Source organism: Dankookia rubra (assembly GCF_004355005.1).
Classification (GTDB): Bacteria; Pseudomonadota; Alphaproteobacteria; order Acetobacterales; family Acetobacteraceae; genus Paracraurococcus; species Paracraurococcus ruber_A.
Window position 1 is genome coordinate 34,053 of sequence record NZ_SMSJ01000030.1, and the last position, 26,186, is coordinate 60,238.

Genomic DNA, 26,186 nt, shown 5'->3' on the forward strand with positions numbered 1-26,186 from the left:
AGGTCGGGCGGCGCCTCGAACAGGCTGGCGACCAGTCGGCAGCGGTCATCGAGGCCTGCGGAACAGGAAATAGGCGTCGTTCTCGCGGTCCGTCATGTCGAAATCCAGTGCGCGCAGGGCATCAGCCAGGGCCGCGCAGTCGATGTCGGGCATCGAGTTCCATGCGCGGAAGGTCTCCACCACCTCAGCGACGAAGCCTGCCGCCTCCGCAAGTGCCACCACGTCGGCCGGGGCGTACTCCCGCACATGCGGAGGGTAGTTGAAGGCGTGCCGCTTCCGCAGCAGGTTCCCGATGCTGTCAAGCGAGGTGACGTTCGGGGTGGTCACCAAGAGGCAGCCACCCGGGCGCAGCATCCTGAAGCTCTCGCGGAACATGCAGGCCGCCCCGGACTGCTGGAACAACGCGATCTCCTCGATCGCCGAGGTCGGCTGGTGCGCCTCGTTCAGGTGCTCGAGAACCTCGAGCGACAGGATCGCATCGGTCGATCCGTCGAGCGCCGCATAGGGGTAGCGAAGGTCGCTCTGGATCAGCCGCAACTCCACCCCGCGGCGCTGCTCTAGGAAGCGACCGATGACCGAGGCACCGCCAAGTTCAACCACCTCCCTCGCCGGCATCAAGGCAGGGGCAGCCCGCTTCCAGGTCTCCAGGTAGCGGCGCCGGTGGGTTTCCAGGTATTCATCGGGCGGTTGCTGGACCAGCCATGGTTCCAGGTCGTCGATACCCGGATCGGTGACCCGACGGGCGACTTCCGCCAGGATGGGATCAAGGGCATTCCGGAGCAGGAGCTCGGCCGACGACCCCGCGGCGACCGCCATGAAATACCAGGGAACATCCTGGCCATCCCAGTCAGCCCGGCCAAAGGGGCGGCCAAACAGGTCGAGCACGCGGTAGCCGAGCCCGGCGAAGAAGCGGAAAAAGGCCGTTGCATCGTAGCCATAGGCCGCCGCGCTCGCCGCACGGGCATTCTGGAACACGATCACCGGGCGATGCGCGGCGATGGCGGCGGCCGCGCCCTGCATCGCTGGCAGCTCGCCACCCTGCAGGTCCAGCTTGGCAAAGCGCCAGCGTCGGGTCTCGTTGGCCAGCAGGCTGTCGATCGTGGTGCAGGCAACCTGGATCAGTGCGGTATCCGGCACGACAGGGTAGGCGCGCGGCTGCAGGCCACTATAGGCATCGGCATTGCGGACCCAATGGAATTCGCGCTCGCCCGCCGTATCGGCCAGCGCCGCGGCGTGGACAGCCAGTTGCGGCAGCTGCCGCAGCCCGGCGTCGCGCTCCAGCCGTTCGGCCAGCCAGCCGATCGGCTCGCAGGCCAGGACGCGTCCCTCGGCGCCGACCGCTGCGGCCATGGCAAGGGAGTTGCGGCCCCGCCCGGCGCCGCCGTCGATGGCGAGGTCGCCCGGTTGCAGCAGGCTGCGGCCGAGGCGGAGGATGATGTCCTCATAGGCATCGGCATTGCCCAACAGTGCCGCGGGGTCTGGGGAGATCTGGTCCATGCCCTCGCTTATCCCATGCGCCGAGGCAGCCAAGGCATGCGACCCGGCGCGGAGGGCCGGTTCGCAGCAGGCTCAAGGCCCCGGGCGTTAGCAGAACGCTTGGCGCGAGGCGAATTCGCGCCTGGCGGCCCCTGGACCCGGAGGCCGGAACCCGAGGCGGTAGGGCCCCGTCGGCCGGCCCCGGCCGCCGCCGCCCTGATTATGGGGCGGTGATGATCCGACTGCCGCCAGCTTCCTGCGCCGTGGCCAGGGCGGCGCGCGCGCGCAGCATCAGCTCCTCCGCCGAGCTGCCGGGTCCATGGCCCAGCGCCAAGCCCAGGCTGCAGCGCAAGGGGACCGGCCCCTGTGGTGTCTCCAGCGGAGTCGCTTCCAGCAACCGCTGCAGCCGTTCGGCGGTGCCGCGGGCCTGCGCGGTCAGGGCTTCGGGGATGCATATGCAGAAGCCTTCCGGCAGCCGCCCGACCAAGTCATGTGCCCGCAGCCCATTGCGAAGCCGGTCGGCGATGCCGAGCAGCGCCGCATCCGCAACCTCCGGCCCATGCCGGCTTGCCAGGCCGCCCAGCCCGTCGACACCGATGGCAAGCAGCGCGACGCGCGGCCCCTGCGGCTCGGACAGGTCGAGCGCGGCCTCGAGAAAGCGCTGCATCGCCGGCTGCGTCGCGGTGCCGGTCAGCGGGTCGCGTTGATCGCGCCGGTTCCGATCGATCATCATCCCTGTGATCCAGACTGTTCCCTTAGCGCATGAAGCGCGCCGGGATTGCCGGATGATTAAGCATCTCGCGCTGGTGTGGGGCGCGCACCGCGGGACGTCCGATCCCCAGGGTCGGGGTGGGCCGGTGTCCGGCCGTGGCGGTCACGACGTGGCGGCAGCTGCCCGGATGATGGAGACCTGCCCGCGCGGCTCGAGGATCAGGTGACGGACCAGGTGCAGTTCCTCGATGCCGTGCTGGCGCAGCAGGCCATCGAGGTCGTCCCGCGTCAGGCCGCAGTGCCGCAGCTCGTCCTCCAGCACCTGGCCGTCGGCCACCAACAGGCGCGGCCGGGGCTCGAACAGGCGGGCCGCGCCCGTGTGCAGCCGCAGCCGGGTCAGCCCGGCATGCGCGCCCAACACCGTCGTCAGGGTGGCGAGGCCGTTGAGGTAGGAGCCGTCATGCGCATTCGGCACGCGCCCGACGATCGCGCCGACCGCGACCGCGGCCACGAAGTCGAAGGGCGAGAGCTGCGCTAGGGTCCGTCGCTCGCCGACCCGCAGGCCGAGCACGGCGGTGAGGTAGAGCAGCAGCGCCTTCAGCACCACCCAGCCGACCTCGTCATATCCTCCGACCAGGTTTTCCATCAACCCTCCGTTGCCTGCGGGCCACGCCCCTGCCGCGCCTGCAACGCACGGCACGGCAGGGGCGCGTCGGCTCCGCGCGACGTGAACCGCCGGCCATGGGCAGCGTAGGTAGGCTGAACGCGCCGGACCGGCCCCGCCGCGCGACGAGGATCAATGCCGAGAGATACGCATGGGGTGCCGGACCCTATCGCGTCGGCCGAGGGGCGGGCGCTGCTACTGGTCGGCGGCGGGCATGCGCATCTTGGCCTGCTGCGCGGCCTGGCCATGCGGCCGGAGCCGCGCCTGCGCGTCACCCTCGTCGCCGACGAGGTCGAGCCGGTCTATTCCGGCATGCTGCCGGGCCTCGTCGCCGGGCTCTACGCGGCGGAGGAATGCCGCGTCGACCTGCTGCGTCTGGCGACGGCCGCCGGCGCTCGCTTGGTGCATGACCGGGCCACCGGGCTGCAGGCCGGGGCGCGCCGCCTGCTCTGCGCCCGCCACCCGCCGTTGCGCTACGACCTGCTCTCGCTCGACATCGGCTCGGTCGCGCGGCCCTTGCCGCCGGGCGGCGACCGCGTGCTGCCGGTGCGGCCGATCGGCGATTTCCCTGCGCGGCTCGACGCCGCGCTGGCCCGGCTGCCGGACGGGAGGCTGCGGCTCGCGGTGATCGGCGGCGGTGCGGCGGGGGTGGAGCTGGCCTTCTCGCTGCGGCACCGGCTCGCGACCACCGGGCGCCAGGCGGAGGTGACGCTGGTACCCGGCGGGACGCTGCTGCCGCGTGGCGGTGGCCTGCCGCGCGCGGTGGTGCGGCGGGCACTGCGGGCCCGCGGCATCGGCCTCGCCGAGGGCGGCGCGGTCACCCAGGCGGGGCCGGGCCGCGTCGTGCTGGCCGATGGGCGGGAACTGGATTGCGATCTGGCGCTTTGGGCCACCGGTGCGGCGGCGCCGGCCTGGCTGCGGGAGACCGGCCTGGCGCTCGACCCGCACGGCTTCGTCGCCGTGGATGCGGCCCTGCGCTCGCTTTCCCACCCCGAGGTCTTCGCCACCGGCGATGTCGCCGCCGTGCTGCCCCACAAGCGAGAGAAGGCGGGGGTCTGGGCGGTGCGGCAGGGCAGGCCGCTGCTGGCCAATATCCGCCGCCTGCTGCGCGGCGAGGCGCCGCGGCCCTACCGCCCGCAGCGCCATGCGCTCGCGCTGATCGGCACGGCGGATGGCCAGGCGATCGCGCTGCGCGGCCCCCTCGCGCTGTCCGGCACCTGGGCCTGGTGGCTGAAGCAATGGATCGACCGCCGCTGGATCGCCGGTTTCGCGGCACTTCCCGCCATGCCCGCGCAGGCGCCCATGCCGGCCCCGGCGATGCGCTGCGCCGGCTGCGGTGGCAAGCTGCCGGCGCCGGTGCTCTCGGCCGCGCTGCGCCGGCTCGGCGCGCCGGATGGGCCGGAGGTGCTGGTCGGGCTTCAGGCGCCGGACGACGCCGCCGTGCTGCGCCCGCCGCCCGGCGAGGTGCTGCTGCAGAGCGCCGACCAGTTCCGCGCCTTCCTCGGCGACCTGCACCTGTTCGGCCGGATCGCGGCGAATCATGCGCTGGGCGACATCCATGCGATGGGCGGCCGGCCGCTGGCGGCGCTCGCGCTGGTCACCCTGCCGCACGGTCCCGCCGCCTGGCAGGAGGACGACCTGCACGCCATGCTGCTGGGGGCGCAGGAGGTGCTGCGGGCGGCCGGCGCCGGGCTGGTCGGCGGCCATAGCGCGGAAGGCGCGGAGCCGGCGCTCGGCTTCGCGGTGACCGGCGCGGCCGATCCGGCGCGGCTGCTGCTGAAGCGCGGCTTGCGGCCGGGGGACCGGCTGGTGCTGACCAAGCCGCTCGGCACCGGGGTGATCCTGGCCGCGGCGATGCACGGCCAGGCAAGGGCAGCCTGGCTGGACGGCGCGGTCGCCGCCATGCAGCAGCCGGGCGGCCCGGTGGTGGCCACGCTGGCCGCGCATGGCGCCACCGCCTGCACGGATGTCACCGGCTTCGGCCTGCTCGGGCACCTCGGGGAGATGCTGCGCGCCAGCGGCTGCGCGGCCAGCCTCGACCCGGCGACGGTGCCGCTGCTGGAGGGCGCGCGGGAAGCCCTGGCGCGCGGCGTCCGCAGCACGCTGCACGAGGGCAACGCGGCAGCGGTCGCTGGCCTGCTGGGCGGCGCCGGCCTGGCCCCGCCCGCCATGGCCGCGCTGCTCGACCCGCAGACCGCGGGCGGGTTCCTCGCGGGGCTGCCGGCCGCCGCCGCGCCGGCCGGCCTGGCGGCGCTGCGCCGCCTAGGCTGCGATGCCGCTTTGATCGGCACGGTGGAGCCCGGGCCGCCCCTTATCCGCTTCGCGCCGGTGGCCATGGCGATCCCGGAAACTCCGGCCGGGGTTGCCGGTTAAGCCAGCGATTCAGGGGAGCCGCGATGCAGACCAGGACGGGGCGCGTCAGCCTGGTGCAGGAAAGCCGCTTCCAGCTCGTCGAGGATGACGGGCACTCGACCCTGTTCGTCCTGAGCCATGCCGCGGCGATCGAGCCGCAGGACCTGCCCGCGCTGCAGCGCGATTCCAGCCGCATCGCGGTGCGTTGCGACGCCGCGCCGGGCAAGGTCGCCCAGGTCGCCCATGCCATCCGCATCCTGGACCGCGTGCCGGAGACCAGCCGATGAGCCGCCCGCCCAGCCGCCGCACGATGCGCCGCCCGCTCGCCCGCCGGATCGACGATTTCCTGCGCGACTGGTCGCTGCCGCGCCAGCTCGCCGGGCAGCCGCACAGGTCGGACGCCGCACGCAGCACGCTGAGCGAGGGGCTGCGTCCGCGGCTGGAGCAGGCCGACACGGTCAGCACCACGATCTGCCCGTATTGCGCGGTCGGCTGCGCCCAGCTCTCCTACGTCAAGGACGGCCGGCTGATCCATATCGAGGGGGACCCGCGCAGCCCGATCAACCAGGGCACGCTCTGCCCGAAGGGCGCCGCCACCTTCAGCCTGGTGAACAACCCGCAGCGCCTATCCAGGGTGAAGTGGCGCGCCCCCTATTCCGACCGGTGGGAGGAGAAGCCGCTGGATTGGGCGATGGAGCGCATCGCCCAGCTGGTGAAGCGGACACGCGACGAGACCTTCGTCCATAAGCTGCCGAACGGCACCACGGTCAACCACACCATGGCGATCGGCTCGCTCGGCGGCGCGACCCTCGACAACGAGGAGAATTACCTCATCAAGAAGGTCTTCTCCGCCGGATTGGGCCTCGTCTGGGTCGAGAACCAGGCGAGGGTCTGACACTCCTCCTCGGTGCCCAGTCTGGGTGCCTCCTTCGGCCGCGGCGCCGCCACCATGGCGCAGTGGGACGTCGCCAATTCGGACTGCATCATCGTGATGGGGTCCAACATGGCGGAGAACCACCCGATCGCCTTCCGCTTCGTGCTGCAGGCGAAGGAACGCGGCGCGACCGTCATCCACGTGGACCCGCGCTTCACCCGCACCTCGGCGCTGGCCGATATCCACGCGCCGATCCGCGCCGGCACCGACATCGCCTTCCTCGGCGGCATCATCCGCCACCTGCTCGAGAACGACCTCTGGTTCCGCGACTGGGCGCTGGCCTATACCAACATCGCCGAGATCATCGAGCCCGGCTTCCAGGATGCCGGCAGCGGCGGCGGCAAGTTCTCCGGCTGGAACGACGAGAAGCGCGGCTACCAGTTCGACACCTGGCAGCCCGAGGGCATGGCGATGGCCTCCGCCATCTCCGAGCACTACCTGAACACCGCCGAGAATTTCTCCTCGATGACGCACAAGCTGGCGGAGCACCCGCCGCCGGAGGACCGCAGTTTGCGGCACCCGATGTGCGTCTACCAGATCCTCAAGCGGCAATACGCCGCCTATACGCCTGAGATGGTGGCGAAGACGACCGGCTGTCCGCAGGAGACCTTCCTGAAGGTCTGCGAGGCGCTGGCGCGCAACAGCGGGCGCGAGCGCACCGGCGCCTTCTGCTACGCGGTCGGCTGGACGCATCACAGCACCGGCGTGCAGATGATCCGCGCCGCGGCGCTGATCCAGGGCCTGCTCGGCAATGTCGGGCGGCCCGGCGGCGGCATCCTGGCGCTGCGCGGCCATACCAGCATCCAGGGCAGCACGGACATCCCGACGCTGTACAACCTGATGCCCGGCTACATCCCGCATCCCAATGCGCAGAAGCCCGAGACCAGCCTGAAGGACTATCTGGAGCACGAGACGGTGCCGACGGGCTGGTGGCACAATTTCCCGAAATACATCGTCAGCCTGCTGAAGGCCTGGTACGGCGACGCGGCAACGGGGCAGAACGAGTTCGGCTTCCAGCTGCTGCCGAAGATCATGGGCGACCATTCGCAGCTGCCGATGACCATGGCGATGGCGGATGGCACAATCCGCGGCATGTTCATGCTGGGCCAGAACCCGATCATCGGCGGCAGCAATTCGGACACGGTGCAGCGCGGCCTGGCGAAGCTGGAATGGCTGGTGGTCCGCGACATGGTGGAAACCGAGACCGCCAGCTTCTGGCACAAGGGCCGGCTGGTCGAACGCGGGGAGCTCTCTCCCGACAAGGTCGCCACCGAGGTCTTCCTGATGCCGGCCGAGCTTGGCCCGGAGAAGGAAGGCACCGTCACCAATACCCACCGGCTGGTGCAGTGGCACGACAAGGCGGTGGACGGGCCGGGCGACAGCCGGTCGGAGCTGTGGTTCGTCTATCACCTGGGCCGCCGGCTGAAGCAGCTCTATGCCGGCAGCACCGACCCGCAGGACGCGCCGATCCAGGCGGTGACGCTCGACTACCGCGAGAAGGGCGCGCGGCGCGAGCCCTCGGCCGAGGACGTGCTGCGCGAGATCAACGGCTATACCTGGCCGGACCGCAAGCAGGTGGCGGCCTTCACCGAGCTGAAGGACGACGGCAGCACCGCCTGTGGCTGCTGGCTTTACAGCGGCGCATGGCCGAAGCAGGACCACAACCAGGCGCGGTCCCGCGTGCCGGACCCGCCGCAGGGGCCGGGGACGCATCTCGGCTGGGCCTTCGCCTGGCCGGCGAACCGCCGCACCCTCTACAACCGCGCCTCCGCCGATCCCGAGGGCAAGCCCTGGTCCGAGCGCAAGAAGCTGGTCTGGTGGGACGCGGAGAAGAAAGACTGGAACAGCCCCGACGCGCTCGACTTCGAGCCCCACAAGCCGCCGGGCTACCGGCCCGATTGGTCCCACCCGAACGAGGGCATGGACGCGATCAGCGGCGCCAATCCCTTCATCATGATGGCCGACGGCAAGGCGGCGCTCTTCGTCTCCTCCGGCCTCAAGGACGGGCCGCTGCCGACGCATTACGAGCCGGTGGAAAGTCCCGTCCGCAACCCGGTGCATCCGGCGACACAGACCAACCCCGGCGCCAAGACCTGGGGCCGGCCGGACAACCCGCTGCACGAAGTGGGCGACCCGCGCTTCCCGCACGTACTGACCACCTACCGCCTGACCGAGCACCATTCCGGCGGCATCCCGACGCGGCTGGTGCCGCACCTGGCGGAACTGCAGCCCGAGGGCTTCGCCGAGATCCCGCCCGAACTCGCATCGGCGCTCGGCATCGCCAATCTCGACTGGGTGGTGCTGTCGACGGCGCGCGGCGAGGTGGAGACGCGCGCCCTGGTGACCGAGCGGCTGCGGCCCTTCGAGATCGCCGGCCGGCGCATCCACCAGATCGGCATGCCCTGGCATTTCGGCTGGGTCGGCTATGCCACCGGCGACATCGCCAATGCGCTGACCGCCGTGGTCGGCGACCCCAATACCAGCATGCATGAGAACAAGGCGCTGACCTGCGCCCTGCGCAAGGGCCGCATCCCACGGCCGCCGGAGGCAGCGGAATGACCGAGGTCCACGCCCGGGCACAGGAACACACGCCCTCCGAATTCAACCGCATGATCCCGGACGAGTCCGAGCTGACCGCGGGGGTCAGGATCGAGCCCGGCCGGTCCTACGGCTTCTTCACCGACACCACGCTCTGCATCGGCTGCAAGGCCTGCGAGGTGGCCTGCAAGGAATGGAACGCGCTGCCGGCCGACGATGTCCGGCTGTCGGGCATGAGCTACGACAACACGCGGCGGCTGTCCTCCACCACTTGGCGCCACGTGGCCTTCATCGAGAAGGAGGTGCGCGACAACACCCAGCAGGCTCTCCAGAGCAGCTGGCTGATGATGTCGGATGTCTGCAAGCATTGCAGCCCGGCGCCCTGCCTCGAGGCCTGTCCGACCGGGGCGATCTTCCGCACCGAATTCGACACCGTCGTGGTGCAGCAGGACATCTGCAACGGCTGCGGCTACTGCGTGCCCGCCTGCCCCTTCGGCGTCGTCGCCATGGATGACAACGATGGCAAGGCGCACAAGTGCACGCTCTGCTACGACCGCATGAAGGGCGGGCTGGAGCCGGCCTGCGCCAAGTCCTGCCCCACCGACAGCATCCAGTTCGGCGAGGTCGAGGCGCTGCAGACCCGTGCCGAGACGCGCGTGCAGGAGCTGCGCGACCGCGGCGTGGCCGGCGCGCGGCTATACGGTACGCCGGGGGCGGAAGGTGCCACCGGCGGCATCCGGCACCTGAACGCCAGCTTCCTGCTGGTGGACCGGCCGGAGGTCTACAACCTGCCGGCGGCGCCGAGCCGGCCGGCGGAACGCATCGCCCCGGCCTTAGGCAGCGGGCTGGTCGCCGTGGCGGGCCTGGCACTCGCGGCCTTTGCGCTGCTGGGCCGGCGGCGATGAACGCGGTGCCGTCGACGCCCGTGGCCAATCCCACCGGGCCCTGGCGCGGCGAGACTTATTACGGCGTGCCGCCGGTGCGGCGCAGCCACTGGAACTGGAAGGTCGGCACCTATATCGGCCTCGGCGGCATGGCCGGCGCGGCGCAGGTCGTCGCGCTGCTGGCGCGCGGGCGGGACCGGCACGGCGCGCTGCGCCGCCAGGCGCATTGGCTGGGCAGCGTCGCCTCGGGCATCGGCGCCGTGCTGCTGGTCGTCGACCTGAAGACGCCGCATCGCTTCGCCAACATGTTGCGTATTGTCCGACCGACCTCGCCGATGTCGCTCGGCACCTGGATCCTCAGCGGCTTCGGCCTGGCCAGCGCGGTCGGCACTGTGGCCGAGCTGCTCGGCGCCCGCCGCCTGGGACGCGCCGCGCAGGTGCCGGCCGCGATCGGAGGTGCGGGGATGAGCGTCTATACCGCCGCGCTGCTCTCGGCGACGAGCACGCCGCTCTGGGCGGCGGAGCCGCGGGTGATGGGGGCGCGCTTCGGCTCCGCGGCCTTCGCCGCCGGGGCCGCCGCGCTGTCGCTCGGTGCCCGGCGGCGTGGCGAGGATGCGACGGCCGACCGGCTCGACGAGGTGGCGCTGCTGGCGGCCGGCGTCGGCCTCGTCGCCTCGGGCCTCGCGGAAGGACGCGCGGTCGCCGCCGGCGTGCGCCGCCCGGCACTGGAATGGGCGACGAGCCTCGGCGCGGTCGGACTCGCCGAGGCGCTGCCGGTCGCCGGATACGCCGCCGCGGCGCTCGCGCCGGGCGCGCGGCGGGAACTGTCGCTCGCTGCCTCGCTCACGCTCGTCCTCGGCAATATCGTCATGCGCAACGAGATCGTTCGCGCCGGCAATGCCAGCGCCGACCGTCCGCGCGACACCTTCCGCTTGACCCAACCGCGTGAGGGGCGGCGGCGCACCCGATGATTACGCCCAAGGCCCGCCAAGCCGCGGCAGCGGCGTTGGACCGGCTGGACCGCCTTCTCGCCGAGCGGCCGCATGAGGTGCATGCGGACCTGTCCGAGGCGGTGCGCAGCATCGCCGGCGTGCGCGACGACCTTATCCAGCAGGTGCGCGCCGATGGCAGTGGGAGACACCTGCTGGACTGGGTGAACCAGCTGGTCAGCGTCGCGGTCAGTGCGGAGTTTCCTGTCACCGGCCTGCACTGGGACAGGGTCGAGAAGACGCGCGACGGATTGCGGGCGCTGCTGGCGGCGCTGTAGTCGGTTGCGCGGCCCCCCGGGCGGAATCGGTGGCGGAGGCGGACGGGAATCGAACCCGCCGCGCGCGGTTGGCGCGCCACCGGTTTTGAAGACCGGGCGGGCCACCAGGCCCAGGACGCCTCCGCAGCGCCTAACGCGCCATCTCGGCCGCGGATCGCCGCGCCGCTGCGTCACCTTCGATGTAGCGTCGGTCACCGGCGCGGCGGGTAAAGCGCAGCGAGTCGAGATGCTCAAGCAGCGGGATGCTGAACTTGCGGGAAATGCCGAGCAGCGCGCCCGCCTCGCCGACGGCGAAGCCTTCTGGACGGTCCAGCGCGCCGGCCAGGCGGCGTTGCGCTTCTGCCACCGCGTCGCGGTGAAACAGGATGAACCGGTGCTGCACGGTATCCGTGGCCCGCACCAGCACGCCGCGTTGCAGTAGGAAGCGCAGCGCCTCAGCGCGCGTCCGGTCGCCGGCCACTACAGCCGCGGCATCGGGCGGCGAAAGACCGGCGCGGCGGAACAGCGCGGCGAGGCCGACGGTGAGGCCGCGCGCCTCCGCCGCCATGGCCTGGACCGGATCGAAATCGGGCAGGCGCAGCAGGCCGTCCGGGTCGCGCCGCAAGCCAGCCGCCTCGACCAGGGCCGCGGCCGCCGCATCGGCCAGGCCGGCGGGGAGGGTCGCGCGCAGCGCCTCCGGCCGCATTCCCGCCTCCATCGGCTGAGCCGCATGGAAGGCGGCCAGCGTCGCGCGCAGCCCGGACAGAATCGACTCCCAGGTCCCGGGATGCAGGAGGGTGCCGTCCGCGACCTCGCGCGCACCGCCTGCCAGCGCCCAGCGGCGCAGTTGCGCCGCCGCGTGGCCGAGCCGCGGCACCCATTCCTGCGGTCGGGCGCCGCCGCATTCCCGCAGGAGACACAGCGTGGCCTCTGCCCAGTCGCCGGCGGCGGCAGCCTCCAGCCGCGGCAGTGCGGCACGATCGGTCCGGCGCCGGCGCACCGCGCCTGGGTCAAGGATCACCCCGCCGCCGATGCTGCGGGACGGCGAGGCGAGGCGAAGCACGAAGCCGTCGCCGGCCATGGCGACCACCGGCGGATCGCAGCGCAACTGGACCAGCGCGGCCTCGCCGGGAGGGAGCACGCCGCCGGTCGGCAGCCGCAGCCTTGCCGCGACCTCCATTGTTCCGGTCAGGAGGCGGAGGGTGGCGCCATCCGCTACCGGCGCAAGCGCCGAGCCCAGCACCTCGAGCCGCGCGTCCAGCCATTCGCCCGGCCGGGCCGCGCCTGGGCTGGCCAGCACCATGCCGCGGGAGAGCGCGCCGATCTCGACCCCGCGCAGCGCCACTGCGACCCGCCGCCCCGGCGGCGCCGCCGCGACCGGCTTGCCGTGCACCTGCAGGCTGCGCACCCGCACGGGCCTGCCGCCAGGGTTCAGCTCCACCTCCTCGCCCACCGCCAGGCGCCCGCGGCGCAGCGTGCCGGTCACCACCGGGCCGATGCCAGGCAGGGCGAATGCGCGGTCCACCGGGAGCTGCGCCAGACCGAGATCGATCGGCGGCGGCACCGCGCGCGCGAGATCGGCAAGCGCCGCGGCGAGCTCCGTCACGCCCAGGCCGGTCCGGGCCGCGGTCAGCAGCACCGGCGGCGCCTGCAGGCCGGCCTGGATCGCCAGGGCCGCCGTCGACACGCCCGCCAGCCGAGCCTGATCGGGCGTGGCGCGGTCGCAGAAGGAAACCGCCACAACCGCCCGCCGCAGGCCGAGCAGCCCGGCGATCTCCAGATGCTCCCGCGTCTGCGCCCGCGGGCCTTCCAACGCCGAGACGACGACCAGCACCGCGCCGATCCCCGCGGCGCCGGCCACCATGGTGCGCAGGAAGCGCTCATGGCCCGGCATGTCGATCAGGTCGATCTCCGCTTCGCCAACCCGCAGCAGCGCAAAGCCAAGAGCTATGGAGATGCCGCGCGCCTTCTCCTCCGGCAGCCGGTCGGTGTCGGTGCCGGTCAGCGCGCGAACCAGCGCCGTCTTGCCGTGGTCCACGTGGCCCATCACACCGATCGCCAAAATCGTCATCCCGCCAGCAGCCCGGGCAGGAGGGGGAGCTGCGACTCGAAGCTGGCAGGGTCCTCAAGGCAGCGAAGGTCGAGCAGCACGCTGCCGTGGGTAACGCGGCCGAGTACCGGGACGGGCAGCCGCCGCAGCGCCGCGGCTAGGGCATCCGCCGTGCTGCCCCGACGCGGACTGAGCGCCAGCGCTGCGCTCGGCAACAGGTCGGCGGGGCGGGCGCCGCTGCCGATCTGGCTCTCGCAGGTGGTGACCGCAACCTCCGCCGCACCCTGCAGCACCGCCGCTAGGCCGGGGCGCAGCCGCTCCGCCAGCGACGCGATCTCCGCCTGCGGCCGGAGCAGCAGCCGCAGCACGGGCAAGCGCTGCGCCAGGCGGTCCGGGTCGGCCTGCAGCCGCAGCACCGCGACCAGCGCGGCTATGGCGGTCTTGTCCAGCCGCAATGCTCGCTTGAGAGGATGGCGCCGCAGCTTGGCGATGAGCGCGGCGCGCCCGACCACCAGCCCGGCCTGTGGTCCCCCCAGCAGCTTGTCGCCGCTGAAGGTGACGAGGTCGGCACCTGCGGTGATCGCCGCGCGCACCGTCGGCTCCTGAGGCAGACCCCAGCGCGCCAGGTCGTGCAGGCTGCCGCTGCCGAGATCGACGGCCATTGGCATGGAGTGGCGGTGCGCCAAGGTTGCGAGTTCCTCCTCCGCAACTTCCGCGGTGAAACCCTCGATGATGTAGTTGCTGCGGTGGACCTTCATCAGCAGCGCGGTACGCGGGCCAATCGCCTCGGCGTAATCCTGGGCATGGGTGCGGTTCGTGGTGCCGACCTCGCGCAGCCTGCAGCCGGCCTCGTGCATGATGTCCGGTATGCGGAAGGCACCGCCGATCTCCACCAGTTCGCCGCGCGAGACCACCACCTCTCGCCGCGACGCCAGAGCGCGCAGCAGCAGCAGCACCGCGGCGGCGTTGTTGTTGACCGCGAGGGCGGCCTCGGCGCCGGTGAGGTGGCAGAGCAGCGCCTCGAGGTGGGAATCGCGCTCGCCGCGCCGGCCGGCCTCAAGATCCAGCTCGAGGTCGGCGGCGCCGGCCGCCTCTGTCATGGCCCACAGCGCCTCGGGAGGCAGCGGTGCGCGGCCGAGATTGGTGTGCAGCACCGTGCCGGTAAGGTTCAGCACCGGGCGCAGGCCACGCGTGTGCCGGGCCAGCCACTGCGCCGCGGCGCCGAGGATTTCGGCCTCCGCGGCGCCGGCGCCGGCGCGGGCGCGGAACTCCGCCGCCGCCGCCCGCAGCGCCTCGACCACCAGCGGCCTTCCATGCGCGGCGACCAACGCCTGCGCCGCCGGCGCCTGCAACAGCCGCGCGATCGCCGGCGGACGGCGGAGCGCTGGGATCTCGGTGCCGTCCATCAGAAGGCCCGTTGCCCGGCGGCGGGTCTGTCCGGGATGCTGCGCGGCATCACCGTGCCGGGCTGGGTCGGCGGCGCGCGGGTCAGCACGTCGGCATAGGTCAGGGTGAACATGAAGGCGAGGAAGACCAGCCCCGCGCAGGCGGCCAGCCGAAGCAGCGGGTCGGGCCGCTTCAGCTGCATGAAGAACACCACGACCAGCGCCGCCTTGGCCACGGCGATGCCGAGCGAGAGCACCAGGTTGAAGCGCCCGAGCTCCAGATAGGCCCCGACGAGCGTCGCCACGAGCAGCACCATCAGCCCGGCCCAGACCGGCAGGGTGGCGCGCCAGATCCCCGCCGTGCTGGCTGGCCTCTCCTCGCCGAGCCCGGTCACGACCGTCCCCCCAGGTAGAGCAGCGGGTAGAGGAAGACCCAGACCAGGTCGACAAAGTGCCAGTAAAGGCCGAGTGCCTCGAAGGCCGGGCTGGCGAGCATCCGGCTGCCGCGCCAGGCCTGAATGCCGAGCACCGTGGCGATGCCGATGCCGGTCGAGAGGTGCACCGCATGCACCCCGGTCAGCAGCCAGTAAAAGGCGAAGAAGATCTGCGCCTGCGGCGCCTCCAGCCTGAACCCGGCGCCGGGAACCAGGTGCTTGGTGATGTCCTCCTGGTACTCGAAGCCCTTGACGACGAGGAAGCCGATCCCGAAAGCCACCGTCGCGGCAAGGCAGCAAAGGGTCAGCCGGCGCAGCCCGGCGGCGGCGCCTTCCGCCGCCGCGGCCATGGTCAGGCTGCTGGTCAGCAGCAGTGCGGTGTTGACGGTACCGTAGGTGATGTTGGTCTCGCGCGCCGCCGCCGCGAAGGCGTCAGGCCAGAGACTGCGATAGACGGCAAAGGTCAGCAGCGCGCAGCCGAAGAACATGACCTCGCTGCCGAGGAAAATCCAGATGCCGAAGGCGGCGCCCTCGCGCTGCCGCCGCAGGCTGCGCCAGGGCTGCCGCAGCGCGGCGTTCCGTGCGGCGATGTCGCTCATGGCTGGCGGCCCTGCGGCTGGTGCTGCTCACGCTCCAGCGCCGGCGGGCCGGCATGTTCGGGGTGGTAGTTGTAGGGACCTTGCTCCACCACGGGCGGCGTGTGGAAGTTTTCCTCGGGCGGCGGCGAGGAGGTCTGCCATTCAAGCCCCGTGGCGCCCCAAGGATTGGCTGGCGCCCTTCGTCCCCAAATCAGCGACCAGGCGAAGAAGCCCATTGGCAGCAGGTAAGCGAAGGCCAGGATCACCGCGCCGGCCGAGGCCAATACGTGCCAGACCTGGAATTCCTCGGGGTAGACATGGTAGCGCCGCGGCATGCCGAGGTAGCCCATGATGAACATTGGGAAGAAGGTGAAGCCGAACCCGAAGAACATCATGATGGCGGCGAAGCGCGCCCAGCCTTCCGGATAGAGCCTCCCGGTGATCTTCGGCCACCAGAAAGCCAGCCCGCCATAGAGTGCCGAGACTGCACCGCCAACCATGATGTAGTGGAAGTGCGCGACGACGAAGTAGGTGTCCGTCACATGGATATCGACCGGCACGGAAGCGAGGAACAGCCCCGTCAGCCCGCCGATGGTGAAGAGGCCGATGAAGCCGAGCGCGTAGATCATCGGCGCGTCGAAGACGATCTGGCCGCGGTAAAGCGTGGCAGTCCAATTGAACACCTTGATGGCGGAGGGCACCGCGACGATGAAGGAGAGCAGCGAGAAAGCCAGGCTGGCAAACAGCGACTGGCCGGAGACGAACATGTGGTGGCCCCAGACGAGGAAACCCACCAGCGAGATCCAAAGGATCGCATAGACCATGAAATTGTAGCCGAAGACCCGCCGCCGCGCGTAGCAGGTGACGAGTTCAGAGATCACCCCGAAGGAGGGCAGGACCATGATGTAGACGGCGGGGTGGCTGTAGAACCAGAACAGGTGCTGGAACAGGATGGGATCGCCGCCGCGCAGCGGGTCGAATATCGGGATGCCGAAGGCGCGCTCGGCGAAGATGAGCGCCAGCACCATCGCCAGCACTGGCGTCGCCAGCACCATGACGATGCTGGTGGCGTAGATCGCCCAGACGAAGAGCGGCAGGCGGAACCAGGTCAGGCCCGGGGCGCGCTGCAGGTGGACCGTGGCGATAAAGTTCACCGCCGTGGCGATCGTGGAGAAGCCCGAGACGAAGACCGCCGCCGCTGCGGCCAGCACATTGCCGTTGGAAAAAGCGGTGGTCAGTGGCGTGTAGAAGGTCCAGCCGGTATCGACGCCTCCCGACAGCAGCGTGTAGACAGCCAGCCCGCCGGCAGCCATGAAGATGTACCAGCTGGCGAGGTTGAGCCGCGGGAAGGCCAGGTCCTTCGCCCCGATCATCAGCGGCAGCAGGAAGTTGCCGAGAATGTTCGGGATTGACGGGATCAGGAAGAACCACACCATGATCACCCCATGGAAGGTGAAGGCGCGGTTGTAGGCATCAGCCGAGAGCAGGTCGGCCTGGGGCGTGAACAGCTCGATCCGGATGGCGACCGCCCCGGCGCCGCCGACGAAGAAGAATACGGTGATCGCCGCCATGTAGAGCAGCGCGATGCGCTTGTGGTCGGTGGTCAGCAGCCAGGAGGCGAGGCCGGTCTTGGCCGTCAGGTAGCTTGGCTCGCGCGGCGGGGCTCCGGGGATGGCGCGTTCCGCCGTGATGCCGCTCATCGTGCCGCCTCACCGCGCAGGGATTGCAGGTAGGCGACTAGGCGCTGCAGGTCGGCCTCGTCCACCAGCCCGTCGAAGGACGGCATGATGGGCTCGTAGCCGACCACCACGTCCCGCTTCGGCTGCAGGATGGAATCCCGCAGGTAGGCCTCGTCGGCCCTGACCGTCCGGCCGTCGGCCAGATGCACCATGCGGCCATAGACCCCGGCGAGGACCGGCGCATGCACCGCCGAGGCCGCGGCGTGGCAGCCGGAACACCCGAGCGCGGTGAACAGCGCGGCGCCCTCTCCCGGCAGGTCCTCCTCCTGCGGCTGAGCGGCAACCCAACGGGCGAAATCCTCGGGCTCCATCACCGTGACGGTGCCGCCCATGCGGGCATGGTCGGTGCCGCAGAACTCGGCGCAGAACAGCCGGTACTCGCCCGGCTTGGTGGCGCGGAACCACATCTCGGTGAAACGCCCGGGCAGCACGTCCTGCTTCAAACGGAAAGCCGGGACGAAGAAGCTGTGGATTACGTCCTGCGACGTCATCATCAGCCGCATCGCCTCGCCGCGCGGAGCATGCAGGGCGTTGATCTCGCGCGCGCCATTGGGGTAGCGGGTCTTCCACATCCACTGCTTGGCGACGACATGGACCTCGAGCGCGCCGGCGGGCGGATCGCTGGCCCGAAGCTGGGTCGCGCCGGCCCACCAGAACAGGAAAAGCGCGAGGAAGAGCGTCGCCGCGGTCCAGCCGATCTCGACGTCGCGGCGGATGAAGTCCGGCAGGTCGCCGCGCGGCGCAGCGGAGCCGCGGCGGTAGCGGGCGCAGAGGACCAGCAGCAGCCCAGCCACCAGCAGCAGGATGGCTCCGGAAATCACGAGCAGGCCGGTAAACAGCATGTCGATCCGCGCGGCCTGCTCCGAGGCGGTCGCCGGCCAGAGCGTGAGCGGGCTCACGCGCGGCGTTCCCGCCGCCGCAGTAGCAGGATGCCGCCGCCGAGCAGGCCGAGCGTCACCGCCCCGCCAGCGGCCAGGGCGCTTCGCAGCGCCGCACCGCGGCCCGAGACGGCGCCGGCGCAAAACAGCCGTACGCGGCCGAAGACGCCCGGTTCCCTGCCCGAAGCCGCGGCCTGCAACGCCGCCCGCACTTCCTCCGGTTCCGCGCCGAGGGCGGGCAGGGTGGCTGAGAGGGTGCCGTCGCGCCGGAGCACGAAGAGTGCCAGCGGGTGGTCGAAGCCCGCGCCGCGCCGGGTGGCGGCGTACCCGAGGGCGCGCGTGGCCGTGTCGACCACCAGTGCTTCGGCGACCAGAAAGGCGGCGCTCTCGGCCAGGGCATTACCCTCCCCGAGCCAGCCGCGCCGCATGGTGAGCGCCTTGTCCGGACCGTCGGCGGCATCGAGCCCGAGCACGACCAGCCGGTAGTCCTGTCCCGGCCGCAGGCCGGTGCCCGGCAAGGTGGCGGCGGCAAGGCCCAGCGCCGTGCCGCAGAGCGCCGCGCAATCGTAATCGGCGAAGGCGAAGACGGCCGGCAGGTCGCCGAGCGCCGAGCCCAGCGTCATGAGCCGGCCAGCCTGGTCCCGCACCGCGAGGCCAGCGGGCAGCGCTGCGCCGGGCGGCGGCGTGAGGCCGGGTTCTGCTGCGTGCAGCGGGGCGGCTGGCAAGATGGCAAGAAGGCCGAGCAGCCCGCGGCGGGTCATCGGCGCGGGTCCGGGGTGCGCGGCGGGTCGAGCGGTTCGTAGGCGCCACGGCCGCGCGCGGCGACCATCGCCATCGCACGCTCGACCGGGATCCGCACCAGCCCGCGCTCGCGGTCCGCCCAGGCATAGCCCGACAGCCTGGCGCGCTGCGCCGCCTGGTAGTCGCGCAACTCCCCGGCCGGGTCGCTCTGGAGGTGCGGCGGCGCGAAGGCGGCCGGCGGGGATACCCCGGCGGGCTCGAAGCCGACGAGGCTCTGAAACAGCCAAACCGCGCCGAGCACCGCGCCGACCAGGGCCAGCGTGCCGAGGCCGACGCCGAGCACCAGCCAGGGGCGAAGGTCGAGCGGCTCGCGGCGCTCGGCGAGCACCGTCTCACGCGCCATGCGGCACCTCCCGCGTCAGCCGCGCGGCAAAGGGGCCGCCAGTGAGGCCCAGCCAGATCCCGCCCATGCCGAACGTGCCCAGTGCGGCCGAGCCGACGGCCCAGGGTCCGAATTGCGGCCCGACCAGCGTCACCAAGTGGCACCAGATCCCGGCGAGCACCCCCATGCCGACCCAGGCCAGCACGCGCGGGCTGCGCCGCATGACCGTCGGCAGCAGCGTGGCGACGGGCAGGATGGCGCTCAGCGCGACCGCGGCGGCCTCGAGCCGGATCCAGGGCAGCGCCTCGCGCCGCAGATACCATGCCGCCTTGTGCGGCAGGTTGCCATACCAGGCGACGAGGTACTCCGCGAAGCCGAGGTAGATGGCGCCGAGCGCCGCCGCCATCATCAGCCGCGCCAGGTCGCCTGCCTTGCCGCGGAAGTCCGCCGGCTCCGGCTCCAGCAGCGCCGCCCAGGCGAGCGCGGCCAGCACCTGGGTCACGCCGAGCGCCATGCCGAAGGCGGAGGAGCGGAAATCCGGGTCGAGCGAGAGCAGCCAGTCGAGACCGAATACCGAGACCGCCACTCCGTGGAAGACCATCGCCGGCGCGGCCACCGCCGGCCGCCGCGCGCCGCTGCCGACCAGCAGCAGGCCGAATATCGACCAGCCGGCCAGCAGCACGGCACCGCGCAGGGCGAAACCCGGCAGATTGAGGTACCACTGCGCCACGCCGGGCGACGTCACCGCAGCAGGGTCGGCTGCCCAGGGCCACAGGGCGGCAGCGCCGAGCAGCAGCGGCAGCGCCAGCAAGGCGAAAGCCGGCATGCTCGCCACCGCCGGCGCCAGCACGGGGAACAGGGGCGCCAGCCAGCGGCCGCCGGTCAGCGCATGGACCGCGAGCAGGGCATGGGCACCGAGGGCGAGACCGAACCAGAAGGCGAAGGCGACCAGCCAGCCGGCCAGCGCGACGCCCGGCGCGGCGACGCCCCACAACGCCAGCAGAGCGGTGCCGACCATCCCGGCGAGGACCAGCCGTCCCGCATGCCCGCGCAGCCAGGCCTGCGGGGTCATGGAAGCCGGTCCCGTGCATCGGGCACCGCCGAGAGCGCGACCTGGCGCGAGAGTTGCAGCGCGCGGATATAGGCGATGATGGCCCAGCGGTCGGCGGGCTCCACCCGCGCCGCATAGCCATACATCACGCCATAGCCTTTGCTGATGACGTCGAAAATGTAGGGGGCCGGCGCAGCGCGCAGCCTGGCCGTGTGATAGCTCGGTGGATGTGGGAAGCCGCGGCGCGGGATCATGCCATCGCCGTCGCCGGCAGAGCCGTGACAGGGCGCGCAATAGATGCCGTAACGTTCCTGGCCACGCGCCAGCAGCGCCGGCGTCGCTTCGGGCGGGTTGACCGCAACGGCATCGCGCGCCAAGTCGCCGCGGGCGACGACGCCCACCGGCAGCGGCCGCGCCGTGGTGCCGTCCGGCCAGATCGCGCTGGCCCCGTAGGTGTCGAGCCTGCGCTGCTGCACCATCTCAAGCCGGCAGGCCGAGAGCGCGAGGGGCAGAAAGAGGAGCGCGGCGCGGGTCATGCGACCTCGCGGATCGACAGCGGGTCGAGCCCGTCGAGCGCCGCCGCCAGCCGCGTCTCATCCACCGCCGGATCGGCGACGGCGAGGAAGAAGCGGTCCTGGCTGGCGCGCTCGAAGCCATGCGCGGCGAAAGCCGGGTGGTTCAACCGCGGCAGGCCGGTGGAGACGAGGAAGCCGACTACGCCGGACAGGATGGCGCCGAGCACCACCGCCTCGAAGGTCGGGATCAGGAAGACCGGCCAGCTGTTCAGCGGGCGGCCGCCGGAGTTGAGGGGGTAGTCGTAGACGGCGGTGTACCACTGCAGGGCATAGGCGAAGATGCCGGCCAGCACGCCGCCGGTCAGCATCACCAGGCGCAGCCGCGTCTGCGGCAGGCCAAGCGCCTCGCTCAGCCCTTCGATGCTGAAGGGCACATGCGCGTCGAGCCCCTGCCAACCAGCATCGCGGGCGCGACGCGCGGCGTCCAGCAGCGTCTCCGGGTCGCGAAATTCGGCGAGCAGCAGGCTCATGCACGCCCCGCCTGTTCGTCGTGCAGGCGCTTGTTGACGTCGTGCATCGCCACTGCCGGCACCAAGCGGACGAAGCAAAGGAAAAGGAAGACGAAGACGCCGAAGGACGTGGCGAGCGTCGCCCAATCCCAGAAGGTCGGTTGAAACAACCGTCGCATGCTGGGCAGATAGCCGTGCGAGAGCGTGTTCCAGATAATCAGGACCCGCTCCAGCCACATGCCGATGTTGATGGCAACCGCGATGAGAAAGGTCGCCAGCAGCCCGGTGCGCAGCCGGCGGAACCACAGCAACTGCGGCACCGCCACGTTGCAGGCGAGCATGGTCCAGTAGAGCGGCGCATAAGGGCCGGTGAACTCGAAATGCAATACCTCGCGTTCGGCGCGCTCACCGCCATACCAAGCCAGGAACCATTCGGTGGCGTAGGACATGCCCATGACGATCGCGCCGGCAAGCAGGATCTTGCCCATGGCGTCGAAATGCCGCTCGGTGATCACCGCCTGCAGCCCAAGGCCCCAGCGCAGGATCACCGCCAGGGTGACGACCATGGCGAAGCCGGAGAACAGCGCGCCCACCACGAAATAGGGCGGGAAGATCGACTCCTGCCAGCCCGGCATCAGGCTGGCCGCGAAATCGAGGCCGACGACGCTGTGGACCGAGACCACCAGCGGCACGGCCAGCGCCGCCATGGCGCGGTACACCGCATCATGCCGCTGCCAGTGCCGGGCCGATCCGCGCCAGCCGAAGGCGAGCACGCCGTAGACCAGCCGCGCCCGCCGACTGCGCGCACGGTCGCGCATCGTCGCGAGGTCCGGGATAAGCCCGAGGTACCAGAACAGCAGCGAGAACAGGATGTAAACCGCGATGGCCGCGAAGTCCCAGACCAGGGCGCTGCGCCATTGCGGCCAGAGCTCCATCGTATTGGGATAGGGCGCGAGCCAGTAGGCCCGGTAAGGCCGGCCGAGATGCAGGATGGGAAACAGCCCGGCGATGCTGGCGGCGAACAGCGTCATCGCCTCGGCGAAGCGGTTGATCGAGGCGCGCCAGGGCTGCCGGGTCAACAGCAGCAGGGCGGAGATCAGTGTCCCGGCATTGCCGATGCCGATCCACCAGACGTAGTTGGCGATGGGGAAGCCCCAGACAACCGTCGCGTTATTGCCGTAGATCCCGATGCCTGCGACGAAAAGCCAGGTGACGAGGCCGATGAAGCTCAGCGTGGCCAGGAAGGCAAGGCCGAGGGCGATCCGGTAGTGCCGGCCGGGCCGGTGTTGCAGCATGGGGTCGGCGACGATGCCGATCATGCCGTCATAGCTCGCGCCGAGCGGCAGGCCGGCGTCCTGCGCCGCCGCGCTCATGCACCGTCCTCCAGTGCCGGGTTCGGGTTCCGCACGCACTTGAGGTAGGTGGTTCGTGGCCTGGTGCCGAGATGGCCGAGCAGCGCGTAGTGGTGCGGCTCCTGCCGCAGGCGGGAGGGCTCGGAGTCAGCGCGGTTCAGGTCTCCGAAATGGATGGCCTTGGTCGGGCAGGCGGACTGGCACGCCGTGACAACCTCACCCTCATCGATCCTGCGGTTCTCCTTTTCCGCGGTGCGGCGGGCGGCGCTGATCCGCTGCACGCAATAGGTACACTTCTCCATCACGCCGCGAGCACGCACGGTGACTTCCGGGTTGTGCTGCGCGGCAACCACGGCGTCTCCCTGGTTGGCGTATTCCTGCCCGTCGGCATAGCCGTACCAGTTGAAGCGCCGCACCTTGTAGGGACAATTGGCCTGGCAGAAGCGGGTGCCGATGCAGCGGTTGTATACCTGGACGTTCAGCCCCTCATGGTCGTGGACCGAGGCAGCGACGGGGCAGACCGGCTCGCAGGGCGCCTTCTCGCAATGCATGCAGGGCACCGGCTGGAAGCCGGGGCGCAGCTCGCCGCCGGCTTCCTGCAGGTAGGTGTCAAGGCGCAGCCAGTGCATGTCGCGGCCGCGGTCCATCTCCTCGGGGCCGATGACGGGGATGTTGTTTTCCGACTGGCAGGCGACGACGCAGGCGTTGCAGCCGATGCAGAGCGTGGTGTCGATCGCCATTGCCCAGGCGTAGCCATCAGACTTGACATCCGGGTAGAAGCTTGGCGGCTCCAGCGCGTTAGCTTTCTCGGCCGGGGTGTCGTGCCGCACCGCGTCCAGCGATACCGATGGCAAAAGTTCGCGCGCCTCGCCTTCAAGCGTCTGATGCTCCTGCGCCAGCACCGGCGGGGCGCGGCGGCCGGTCGGCGTCAGCCGCAGGTCGCCTATCGCCCAGGGCGCATCCGACCGCCGAAGCCGGTAGGCATTGGCGCCGATGCCATTGCCGATCGCCCCCGCTCGCGCCCGCCCGTAGCCGAGGGTCAGCGCCACCACGCCGGGCGCAATGCCGGGATCGGGCAGCACGGGCGCCTCCAGTCTGAAGCCGCCGGCCTCCAGCCGCACCAGGTCGCCCTGCCGCACGCCATGCCGTGCGGCGTCCGCGGGTGACAGCAGCGCGGCATTGCCCCAGACCTGCCGCGTCAACGGCCGCGGGCATTCCTGCAGCCAGGCATTGTTGGCGAAGCTGCCGTCCCAGGCCGAAGCATCAGGCCGCAGCACCAGGGTGAGGCCGGCGGTGGCGGGCGCCGCGGGCAGCGCCGGCAGGCGCGGTGCGGGTGGGGTGACCCACGGCGCCGCGCTGTCGGCGACCACGCCGTCATGCAGGCTGCGCCGCCACTGGGACTCGAAATCCGCCGCTGCCCAATCCGCACGCCAAGTCTCGCGCACTGCATCATACGCGGCGAGGTCGAGCTGCCCCAGCACCACACCGAGCAGCGCGGCGGCGGAGCGCGTCGCGTAGAGCGGACGGATCAGCGGCTGGACGATCGCCGCCGTGCCGTCGCGCGAGCGCAGGTCGCCCCAATCCTCCAGCGGATGCGGCGCCGGCAGGTGCCAGGTGCAGAGCGCCGCCGTCTCGTCCACGTGTGTCCCATGGTGCAGGGCGAAGGGCACCTGCCGCAGCGCCGCAGCGAAGCCGAGATCGGCCGGTGCGTCATGCGCCGGGTTGGCGCCGAGAATCAGCAGCGTATCCGCCTGGCCGTTCCGCATCGCCGCGACCAGGTCGGCAAGCGGTGCCGGCCCGTCCTGCGGCGGCGGCCAGACCGGCGCGACGACCTCAACCGGCGCCGCCAGTTGCACGTTCAGCCAATGCACCAGCGCGTGCAGCTCGGGCGCCAGGGCCTCGCCGGCCAGTACCAGGGCCGCGCCGCGCTGCGCTCGCAGGTCAGCCGAGACGGCGAGCAGAAAACGCTCCAACGCCTCCGGCAACGTCGGGCGCGGCACCGACGCCCCAAACTCCGCGGCCATCCAAGCGAGGGTGTCGCGGAACTCCGCCGGCCGCACCAAGCGGTGATGGTCGGCATTGGCGCCGGTCAACGACATCGCCGGCTCCATCACGTAAAGCCGGCCGAAGCGACTGTCCGCCGCGCGCGCATGGCGCTGCATAGCGAAGCTGCGGCCGTTGCGGATCTGGTCGGGACCAGGGCCCAAGGGATCGGCATCGAGGCACAGCACCACCGCGGCGCGGTCGAGGCGCGGCAGAACATCGAGCGGCCGGCCGAAAGCGAGCGCCGCGCCGCGCCGCGCATTCTCCTCCCCGACCGGCACGTGCGCGTGCCAGACCAGGCACGGGAAGCGCTGCCGCGCCGCGCCGATCAGCCGCAGCAGGGTAGGCGAGGTGACCGGGCCGGTCAGCAGCCGCAGGCCGTTGCCACCGCGCACTCGTAGCGTCTCGAGCCGCGGCAACAGCGCTGCGAGGCAACCTTCCCAGGTCGCCGCGCGCCCAGCCAGGCGCGGGCTGCGCGACCGGTCGGGATCGTAGAGTTGCATCAGCTCCGCCTCGGCGAAGGCATCGGTGGCGCCGAGGCTCGCCGGATGCGCCGGGTTGCCCTCGATCTTGACCGGTCGTCCCTCGAAAGCTGTGCAAAGCACACCACGGCCATAGCCGTTCAACGGCAGGACGGTGGCATAGCGCTGCGGCACACCGGGTACGAGGTTTTCCGGCTGCTCGACATAGGGAAGGATTTCCTCCTCCGGCTCCGAGCATCCGACCAGCGTGCCGGACATTGCCGCAGCGAGCAGGCCAAGCGCGGCCTGGCGGCGGAAGAGGGGATCGCCGGTCAACGGTGGCACACCGAGCAATCGGCCAGGTGCTCGGTGCGGATGCCGTAGTGGTCGATCAGCGCCGCGCCGCGCCTGTCCTGGTTCGGCGGCGGTGACCAGTGGCCGGCGAAGATCTCGCCCTCAGGCCGCAGATGCGGCGCCGGATTGCGGTGACAGTCGAGGCACCATCCCATAGTCAGCGGCGCCGCCTGACGCATCAGCGGCATGCTGTCGACCGGGCCGTGGCAGCTCGTGCAGCCGACACCCTTCGCCACATGGATGCTATGGTCGAAGTAGACGTAGTCGGGCAGCTCGTTTACCCGCCGCCAGCGGATCGGCCGGCCCCCCGCCAAGCTGCGTCGCACCGGCTCCAGCACCGCCGCATTGGTCCAGAGCTGGGAATGGCAGGTCATGCAGGTATGGGTCGGCGGCAGACCGGCGAAGCGGGATGTCTCGACCGAAGTGTGACAGTAGCGGCATTCGATCCCGAGCCCACCGACATGGTGCTCGTGGCTGAAGGGCACGGGCTGTTCCGGCGTGATGGTCTGCCCGGTGACATATGGCGTGTATTGGACCGCCATCAGCAGCCCGACGAGGCCGAACGGAAGGAGCACGCCGGTGACGAGGACAAGCCGCGCTGCGAGGGTCGCCCAAGGCGGGAAAAGCTGCGCAGCCATTGCATCGTGCGGCAGAGGGCTACCATCGGGTTCATCGCGCACCGCTCATCTGCCTCAGTCCCTGAGCCAAAGAACGACCTGCCCGACACAGCCGTCATGACCTGCAACGCCGGGGTGCCTCCAAGTTTTCCGCATACCGTTCCCGTCCGGGCCTGTTCACCGCAGCGTTACGGTCGAGACCCATTGCACAGGACGGTGCCGCAGTGAGCGGGTCAGAGGCGACTCACGCAGGAGAGCAGGATTGGGAACGGTAGGATGGGCTGCCCACTGG

At 71.3% G+C, this 26,186-nt stretch carries 23 protein-coding genes and 1 tRNA gene; 6 read left to right on the plus strand and 18 right to left on the minus strand.

The genetic code is table 11. The features are described 5' to 3' along the window. Nucleotides 1-45: 45 nt before the first annotated feature. The 3 genes from E2C06_RS19775 to E2C06_RS19785 all read right to left on the minus strand — a co-directional run bounded on the left by E2C06_RS19775 (nt 46) and on the right by E2C06_RS19785 (nt 2,833). Nucleotides 46-1,497: an FkbM family methyltransferase gene (locus tag E2C06_RS19775; protein WP_133290342.1), complete on the minus strand. Its 1,452-nt coding sequence runs from the start codon at nt 1,495-1,497 to the stop codon at nt 46-48. A gap of 199 nt (nt 1,498-1,696) precedes the next feature. Then, on the minus strand, nt 1,697-2,209 hold the full coding sequence (locus tag E2C06_RS19780) for a GGDEF domain-containing protein (protein WP_133290343.1): 513 nt from the start codon (nt 2,207-2,209) through the stop codon (nt 1,697-1,699). Nucleotides 2,210-2,350: 141 nt separating this feature from the next. After that, on the minus strand, nt 2,351-2,833 hold the full coding sequence (locus E2C06_RS19785) for a DUF421 domain-containing protein (RefSeq protein WP_133290344.1): 483 nt from the start codon (nt 2,831-2,833) through the stop codon (nt 2,351-2,353). A gap of 174 nt (nt 2,834-3,007) precedes the next feature. Here E2C06_RS19785 and selD point away from each other — a divergent pair, with 174 nt between their 5' ends. From selD to E2C06_RS19820, 6 genes are read left to right on the plus strand one after another with little or no spacing between them, the layout of a single operon-like run. Continuing rightward, on the plus strand, nt 3,008-5,224 hold the full coding sequence (gene selD, locus E2C06_RS19790) for a selenide, water dikinase SelD (protein WP_165982507.1): 2,217 nt from the start codon (nt 3,008-3,010) through the stop codon (nt 5,222-5,224). A 23-nt stretch (nt 5,225-5,247) separates the two neighbouring features. Beyond that, a complete protein-coding gene (locus tag E2C06_RS19795; protein ID WP_133290346.1) occupies nt 5,248-5,490 on the plus strand; it encodes a hypothetical protein in 243 nt (80 codons plus the stop codon). Nucleotides 5,491-5,513: 23 nt separating this feature from the next. Continuing rightward, entirely contained in the window at nt 5,514-8,696 is a 3,183-nt protein-coding gene (gene fdh, locus E2C06_RS19805) for a formate dehydrogenase (protein ID WP_370451451.1), read from the plus strand. After that, nucleotides 8,693-9,580, plus strand: a complete 888-nt coding sequence (locus E2C06_RS19810) for a 4Fe-4S dicluster domain-containing protein (RefSeq protein WP_133290348.1) — start codon at nt 8,693-8,695, stop codon at nt 9,578-9,580. The genes fdh and E2C06_RS19810 overlap by 4 nt, the downstream gene beginning before the upstream one ends. A 5-nt stretch (nt 9,581-9,585) precedes the next feature. Then, nucleotides 9,586-10,530, plus strand: coding sequence for an NrfD/PsrC family molybdoenzyme membrane anchor subunit (gene nrfD, locus E2C06_RS19815; RefSeq protein ID WP_165982508.1), 945 nt, complete (start codon nt 9,586-9,588; stop codon nt 10,528-10,530). Then, nucleotides 10,527-10,826 carry a hypothetical protein gene (locus E2C06_RS19820; RefSeq protein WP_133290350.1) on the plus strand — a complete coding sequence of 100 codons (300 nt, stop codon included), beginning with the start codon at nt 10,527-10,529 and terminating at the stop codon, nt 10,824-10,826. The genes nrfD (E2C06_RS19815) and E2C06_RS19820 overlap by 4 nt, the downstream gene beginning before the upstream one ends. 30 nt (nt 10,827-10,856) lie before the next feature. On the opposite strand, the gene E2C06_RS19825 is transcribed toward E2C06_RS19820, so the two are convergent. From E2C06_RS19825 to E2C06_RS19895, 15 genes are all read right to left on the minus strand, one after another. Beyond that, nucleotides 10,857-10,949, minus strand: a tRNA-Sec gene (locus tag E2C06_RS19825). A 7-nt stretch (nt 10,950-10,956) separates the two neighbouring features. Then, a complete protein-coding gene (gene selB, locus E2C06_RS19830; protein WP_133290351.1) occupies nt 10,957-12,876 on the minus strand; it encodes a selenocysteine-specific translation elongation factor in 1,920 nt (639 codons plus the stop codon). After that, nucleotides 12,873-14,261 carry an L-seryl-tRNA(Sec) selenium transferase gene (selA, locus tag E2C06_RS19835; protein ID WP_133290352.1) on the minus strand — a complete coding sequence of 463 codons (1,389 nt, stop codon included), beginning with the start codon at nt 14,259-14,261 and terminating at the stop codon, nt 12,873-12,875. Before selA ends, selB begins: the two co-directional genes overlap by 4 nt. Further along, nucleotides 14,261-14,635: a cytochrome C oxidase subunit IV family protein gene (locus E2C06_RS19840; protein ID WP_241671373.1), complete on the minus strand. Its 375-nt coding sequence runs from the start codon at nt 14,633-14,635 to the stop codon at nt 14,261-14,263. The genes selA and E2C06_RS19840 overlap by 1 nt, the downstream gene beginning before the upstream one ends. Next, on the minus strand, nt 14,632-15,273 hold the full coding sequence (locus E2C06_RS19845) for a cytochrome c oxidase subunit 3 (protein WP_133290353.1): 642 nt from the start codon (nt 15,271-15,273) through the stop codon (nt 14,632-14,634). The genes E2C06_RS19840 and E2C06_RS19845 overlap by 4 nt, the downstream gene beginning before the upstream one ends. Next, entirely contained in the window at nt 15,270-16,952 is a 1,683-nt protein-coding gene (locus tag E2C06_RS19850; protein WP_133290354.1) for a cytochrome c oxidase subunit I, read from the minus strand. The genes E2C06_RS19845 and E2C06_RS19850 overlap by 4 nt, the downstream gene beginning before the upstream one ends. After that, nucleotides 16,949-17,890: a cytochrome c oxidase subunit II gene (gene coxB / locus E2C06_RS19855; protein ID WP_133290355.1), complete on the minus strand. Its 942-nt coding sequence runs from the start codon at nt 17,888-17,890 to the stop codon at nt 16,949-16,951. The genes E2C06_RS19850 and coxB overlap by 4 nt, the downstream gene beginning before the upstream one ends. Further along, nucleotides 17,887-18,630, minus strand: a complete 744-nt coding sequence (locus E2C06_RS19860) for a thioredoxin domain-containing protein (RefSeq protein ID WP_133290356.1) — start codon at nt 18,628-18,630, stop codon at nt 17,887-17,889. Before E2C06_RS19860 ends, coxB begins: the two co-directional genes overlap by 4 nt. Continuing rightward, nucleotides 18,627-19,013: a hypothetical protein gene (locus E2C06_RS19865; protein WP_133290357.1), complete on the minus strand. Its 387-nt coding sequence runs from the start codon at nt 19,011-19,013 to the stop codon at nt 18,627-18,629. The genes E2C06_RS19860 and E2C06_RS19865 overlap by 4 nt, the downstream gene beginning before the upstream one ends. Beyond that, complete coding sequence (locus tag E2C06_RS19870; protein WP_133290358.1) at nt 19,003-20,064, minus strand: hypothetical protein; 1,062 nt, start codon at nt 20,062-20,064, stop codon at nt 19,003-19,005. The genes E2C06_RS19865 and E2C06_RS19870 overlap by 11 nt, the downstream gene beginning before the upstream one ends. After that, complete coding sequence (locus E2C06_RS19875; RefSeq protein ID WP_133290359.1) at nt 20,061-20,579, minus strand: c-type cytochrome; 519 nt, start codon at nt 20,577-20,579, stop codon at nt 20,061-20,063. Before E2C06_RS19875 ends, E2C06_RS19870 begins: the two co-directional genes overlap by 4 nt. After that, nucleotides 20,576-21,088: a DUF3341 domain-containing protein gene (locus E2C06_RS19880; RefSeq protein ID WP_133290360.1), complete on the minus strand. Its 513-nt coding sequence runs from the start codon at nt 21,086-21,088 to the stop codon at nt 20,576-20,578. Before E2C06_RS19880 ends, E2C06_RS19875 begins: the two co-directional genes overlap by 4 nt. Further along, the gene (gene nrfD / locus E2C06_RS19885) at nt 21,085-22,440 is read right to left on the minus strand and encodes an NrfD/PsrC family molybdoenzyme membrane anchor subunit (RefSeq protein WP_133290361.1); all 1,356 of its coding nucleotides are present in this window, start codon (nt 22,438-22,440) and stop codon (nt 21,085-21,087) included. The genes E2C06_RS19880 and nrfD (E2C06_RS19885) overlap by 4 nt, the downstream gene beginning before the upstream one ends. Next, a complete protein-coding gene (locus E2C06_RS19890; protein WP_133290362.1) occupies nt 22,437-25,268 on the minus strand; it encodes a 4Fe-4S dicluster domain-containing protein in 2,832 nt (943 codons plus the stop codon). Before E2C06_RS19890 ends, nrfD (E2C06_RS19885) begins: the two co-directional genes overlap by 4 nt. After that, on the minus strand, nt 25,256-25,915 hold the full coding sequence (locus E2C06_RS19895; protein ID WP_133290363.1) for a cytochrome c3 family protein: 660 nt from the start codon (nt 25,913-25,915) through the stop codon (nt 25,256-25,258). The genes E2C06_RS19890 and E2C06_RS19895 overlap by 13 nt, the downstream gene beginning before the upstream one ends. Nucleotides 25,916-26,186: the final 271 nt, after the last annotated feature.

What these genes read in the sequence shown, in the direction of transcription:
- E2C06_RS19775 (WP_133290342.1), bottom strand. Translation starts at nt 1,497, where the DNA reads ATGGACCAGATCTCCCCAGACCCCGCGGCACTGTTGGGCAATGCCGAT.
- E2C06_RS19780 (WP_133290343.1), bottom strand. Translation starts at nt 2,209, where the DNA reads ATGATGATCGATCGGAACCGGCGCGATCAACGCGACCCGCTGACCGGC.
- E2C06_RS19785 (WP_133290344.1), bottom strand. Translation starts at nt 2,833, where the DNA reads ATGGAAAACCTGGTCGGAGGATATGACGAGGTCGGCTGGGTGGTGCTG.
- E2C06_RS19795 (WP_133290346.1), top strand. Translation starts at nt 5,248, where the DNA reads ATGCAGACCAGGACGGGGCGCGTCAGCCTGGTGCAGGAAAGCCGCTTC.
- E2C06_RS19810 (WP_133290348.1), top strand. Translation starts at nt 8,693, where the DNA reads ATGACCGAGGTCCACGCCCGGGCACAGGAACACACGCCCTCCGAATTC.
- E2C06_RS19820 (WP_133290350.1), top strand. Translation starts at nt 10,527, where the DNA reads ATGATTACGCCCAAGGCCCGCCAAGCCGCGGCAGCGGCGTTGGACCGG.
- selB (WP_133290351.1), bottom strand. Translation starts at nt 12,876, where the DNA reads ATGACGATTTTGGCGATCGGTGTGATGGGCCACGTGGACCACGGCAAG.
- selA (WP_133290352.1), bottom strand. Translation starts at nt 14,261, where the DNA reads ATGGACGGCACCGAGATCCCAGCGCTCCGCCGTCCGCCGGCGATCGCG.
- E2C06_RS19845 (WP_133290353.1), bottom strand. Translation starts at nt 15,273, where the DNA reads ATGAGCGACATCGCCGCACGGAACGCCGCGCTGCGGCAGCCCTGGCGC.
- E2C06_RS19850 (WP_133290354.1), bottom strand. Translation starts at nt 16,952, where the DNA reads ATGAGCGGCATCACGGCGGAACGCGCCATCCCCGGAGCCCCGCCGCGC.
- E2C06_RS19860 (WP_133290356.1), bottom strand. Translation starts at nt 18,630, where the DNA reads ATGACCCGCCGCGGGCTGCTCGGCCTTCTTGCCATCTTGCCAGCCGCC.
- E2C06_RS19865 (WP_133290357.1), bottom strand. Translation starts at nt 19,013, where the DNA reads ATGGCGCGTGAGACGGTGCTCGCCGAGCGCCGCGAGCCGCTCGACCTT.
- E2C06_RS19870 (WP_133290358.1), bottom strand. Translation starts at nt 20,064, where the DNA reads ATGACCCCGCAGGCCTGGCTGCGCGGGCATGCGGGACGGCTGGTCCTC.
- E2C06_RS19875 (WP_133290359.1), bottom strand. Translation starts at nt 20,579, where the DNA reads ATGACCCGCGCCGCGCTCCTCTTTCTGCCCCTCGCGCTCTCGGCCTGC.
- E2C06_RS19880 (WP_133290360.1), bottom strand. Translation starts at nt 21,088, where the DNA reads ATGAGCCTGCTGCTCGCCGAATTTCGCGACCCGGAGACGCTGCTGGAC.
- nrfD (WP_133290361.1), bottom strand. Translation starts at nt 22,440, where the DNA reads ATGAGCGCGGCGGCGCAGGACGCCGGCCTGCCGCTCGGCGCGAGCTAT.
- E2C06_RS19895 (WP_133290363.1), bottom strand. Translation starts at nt 25,915, where the DNA reads ATGGCTGCGCAGCTTTTCCCGCCTTGGGCGACCCTCGCAGCGCGGCTT.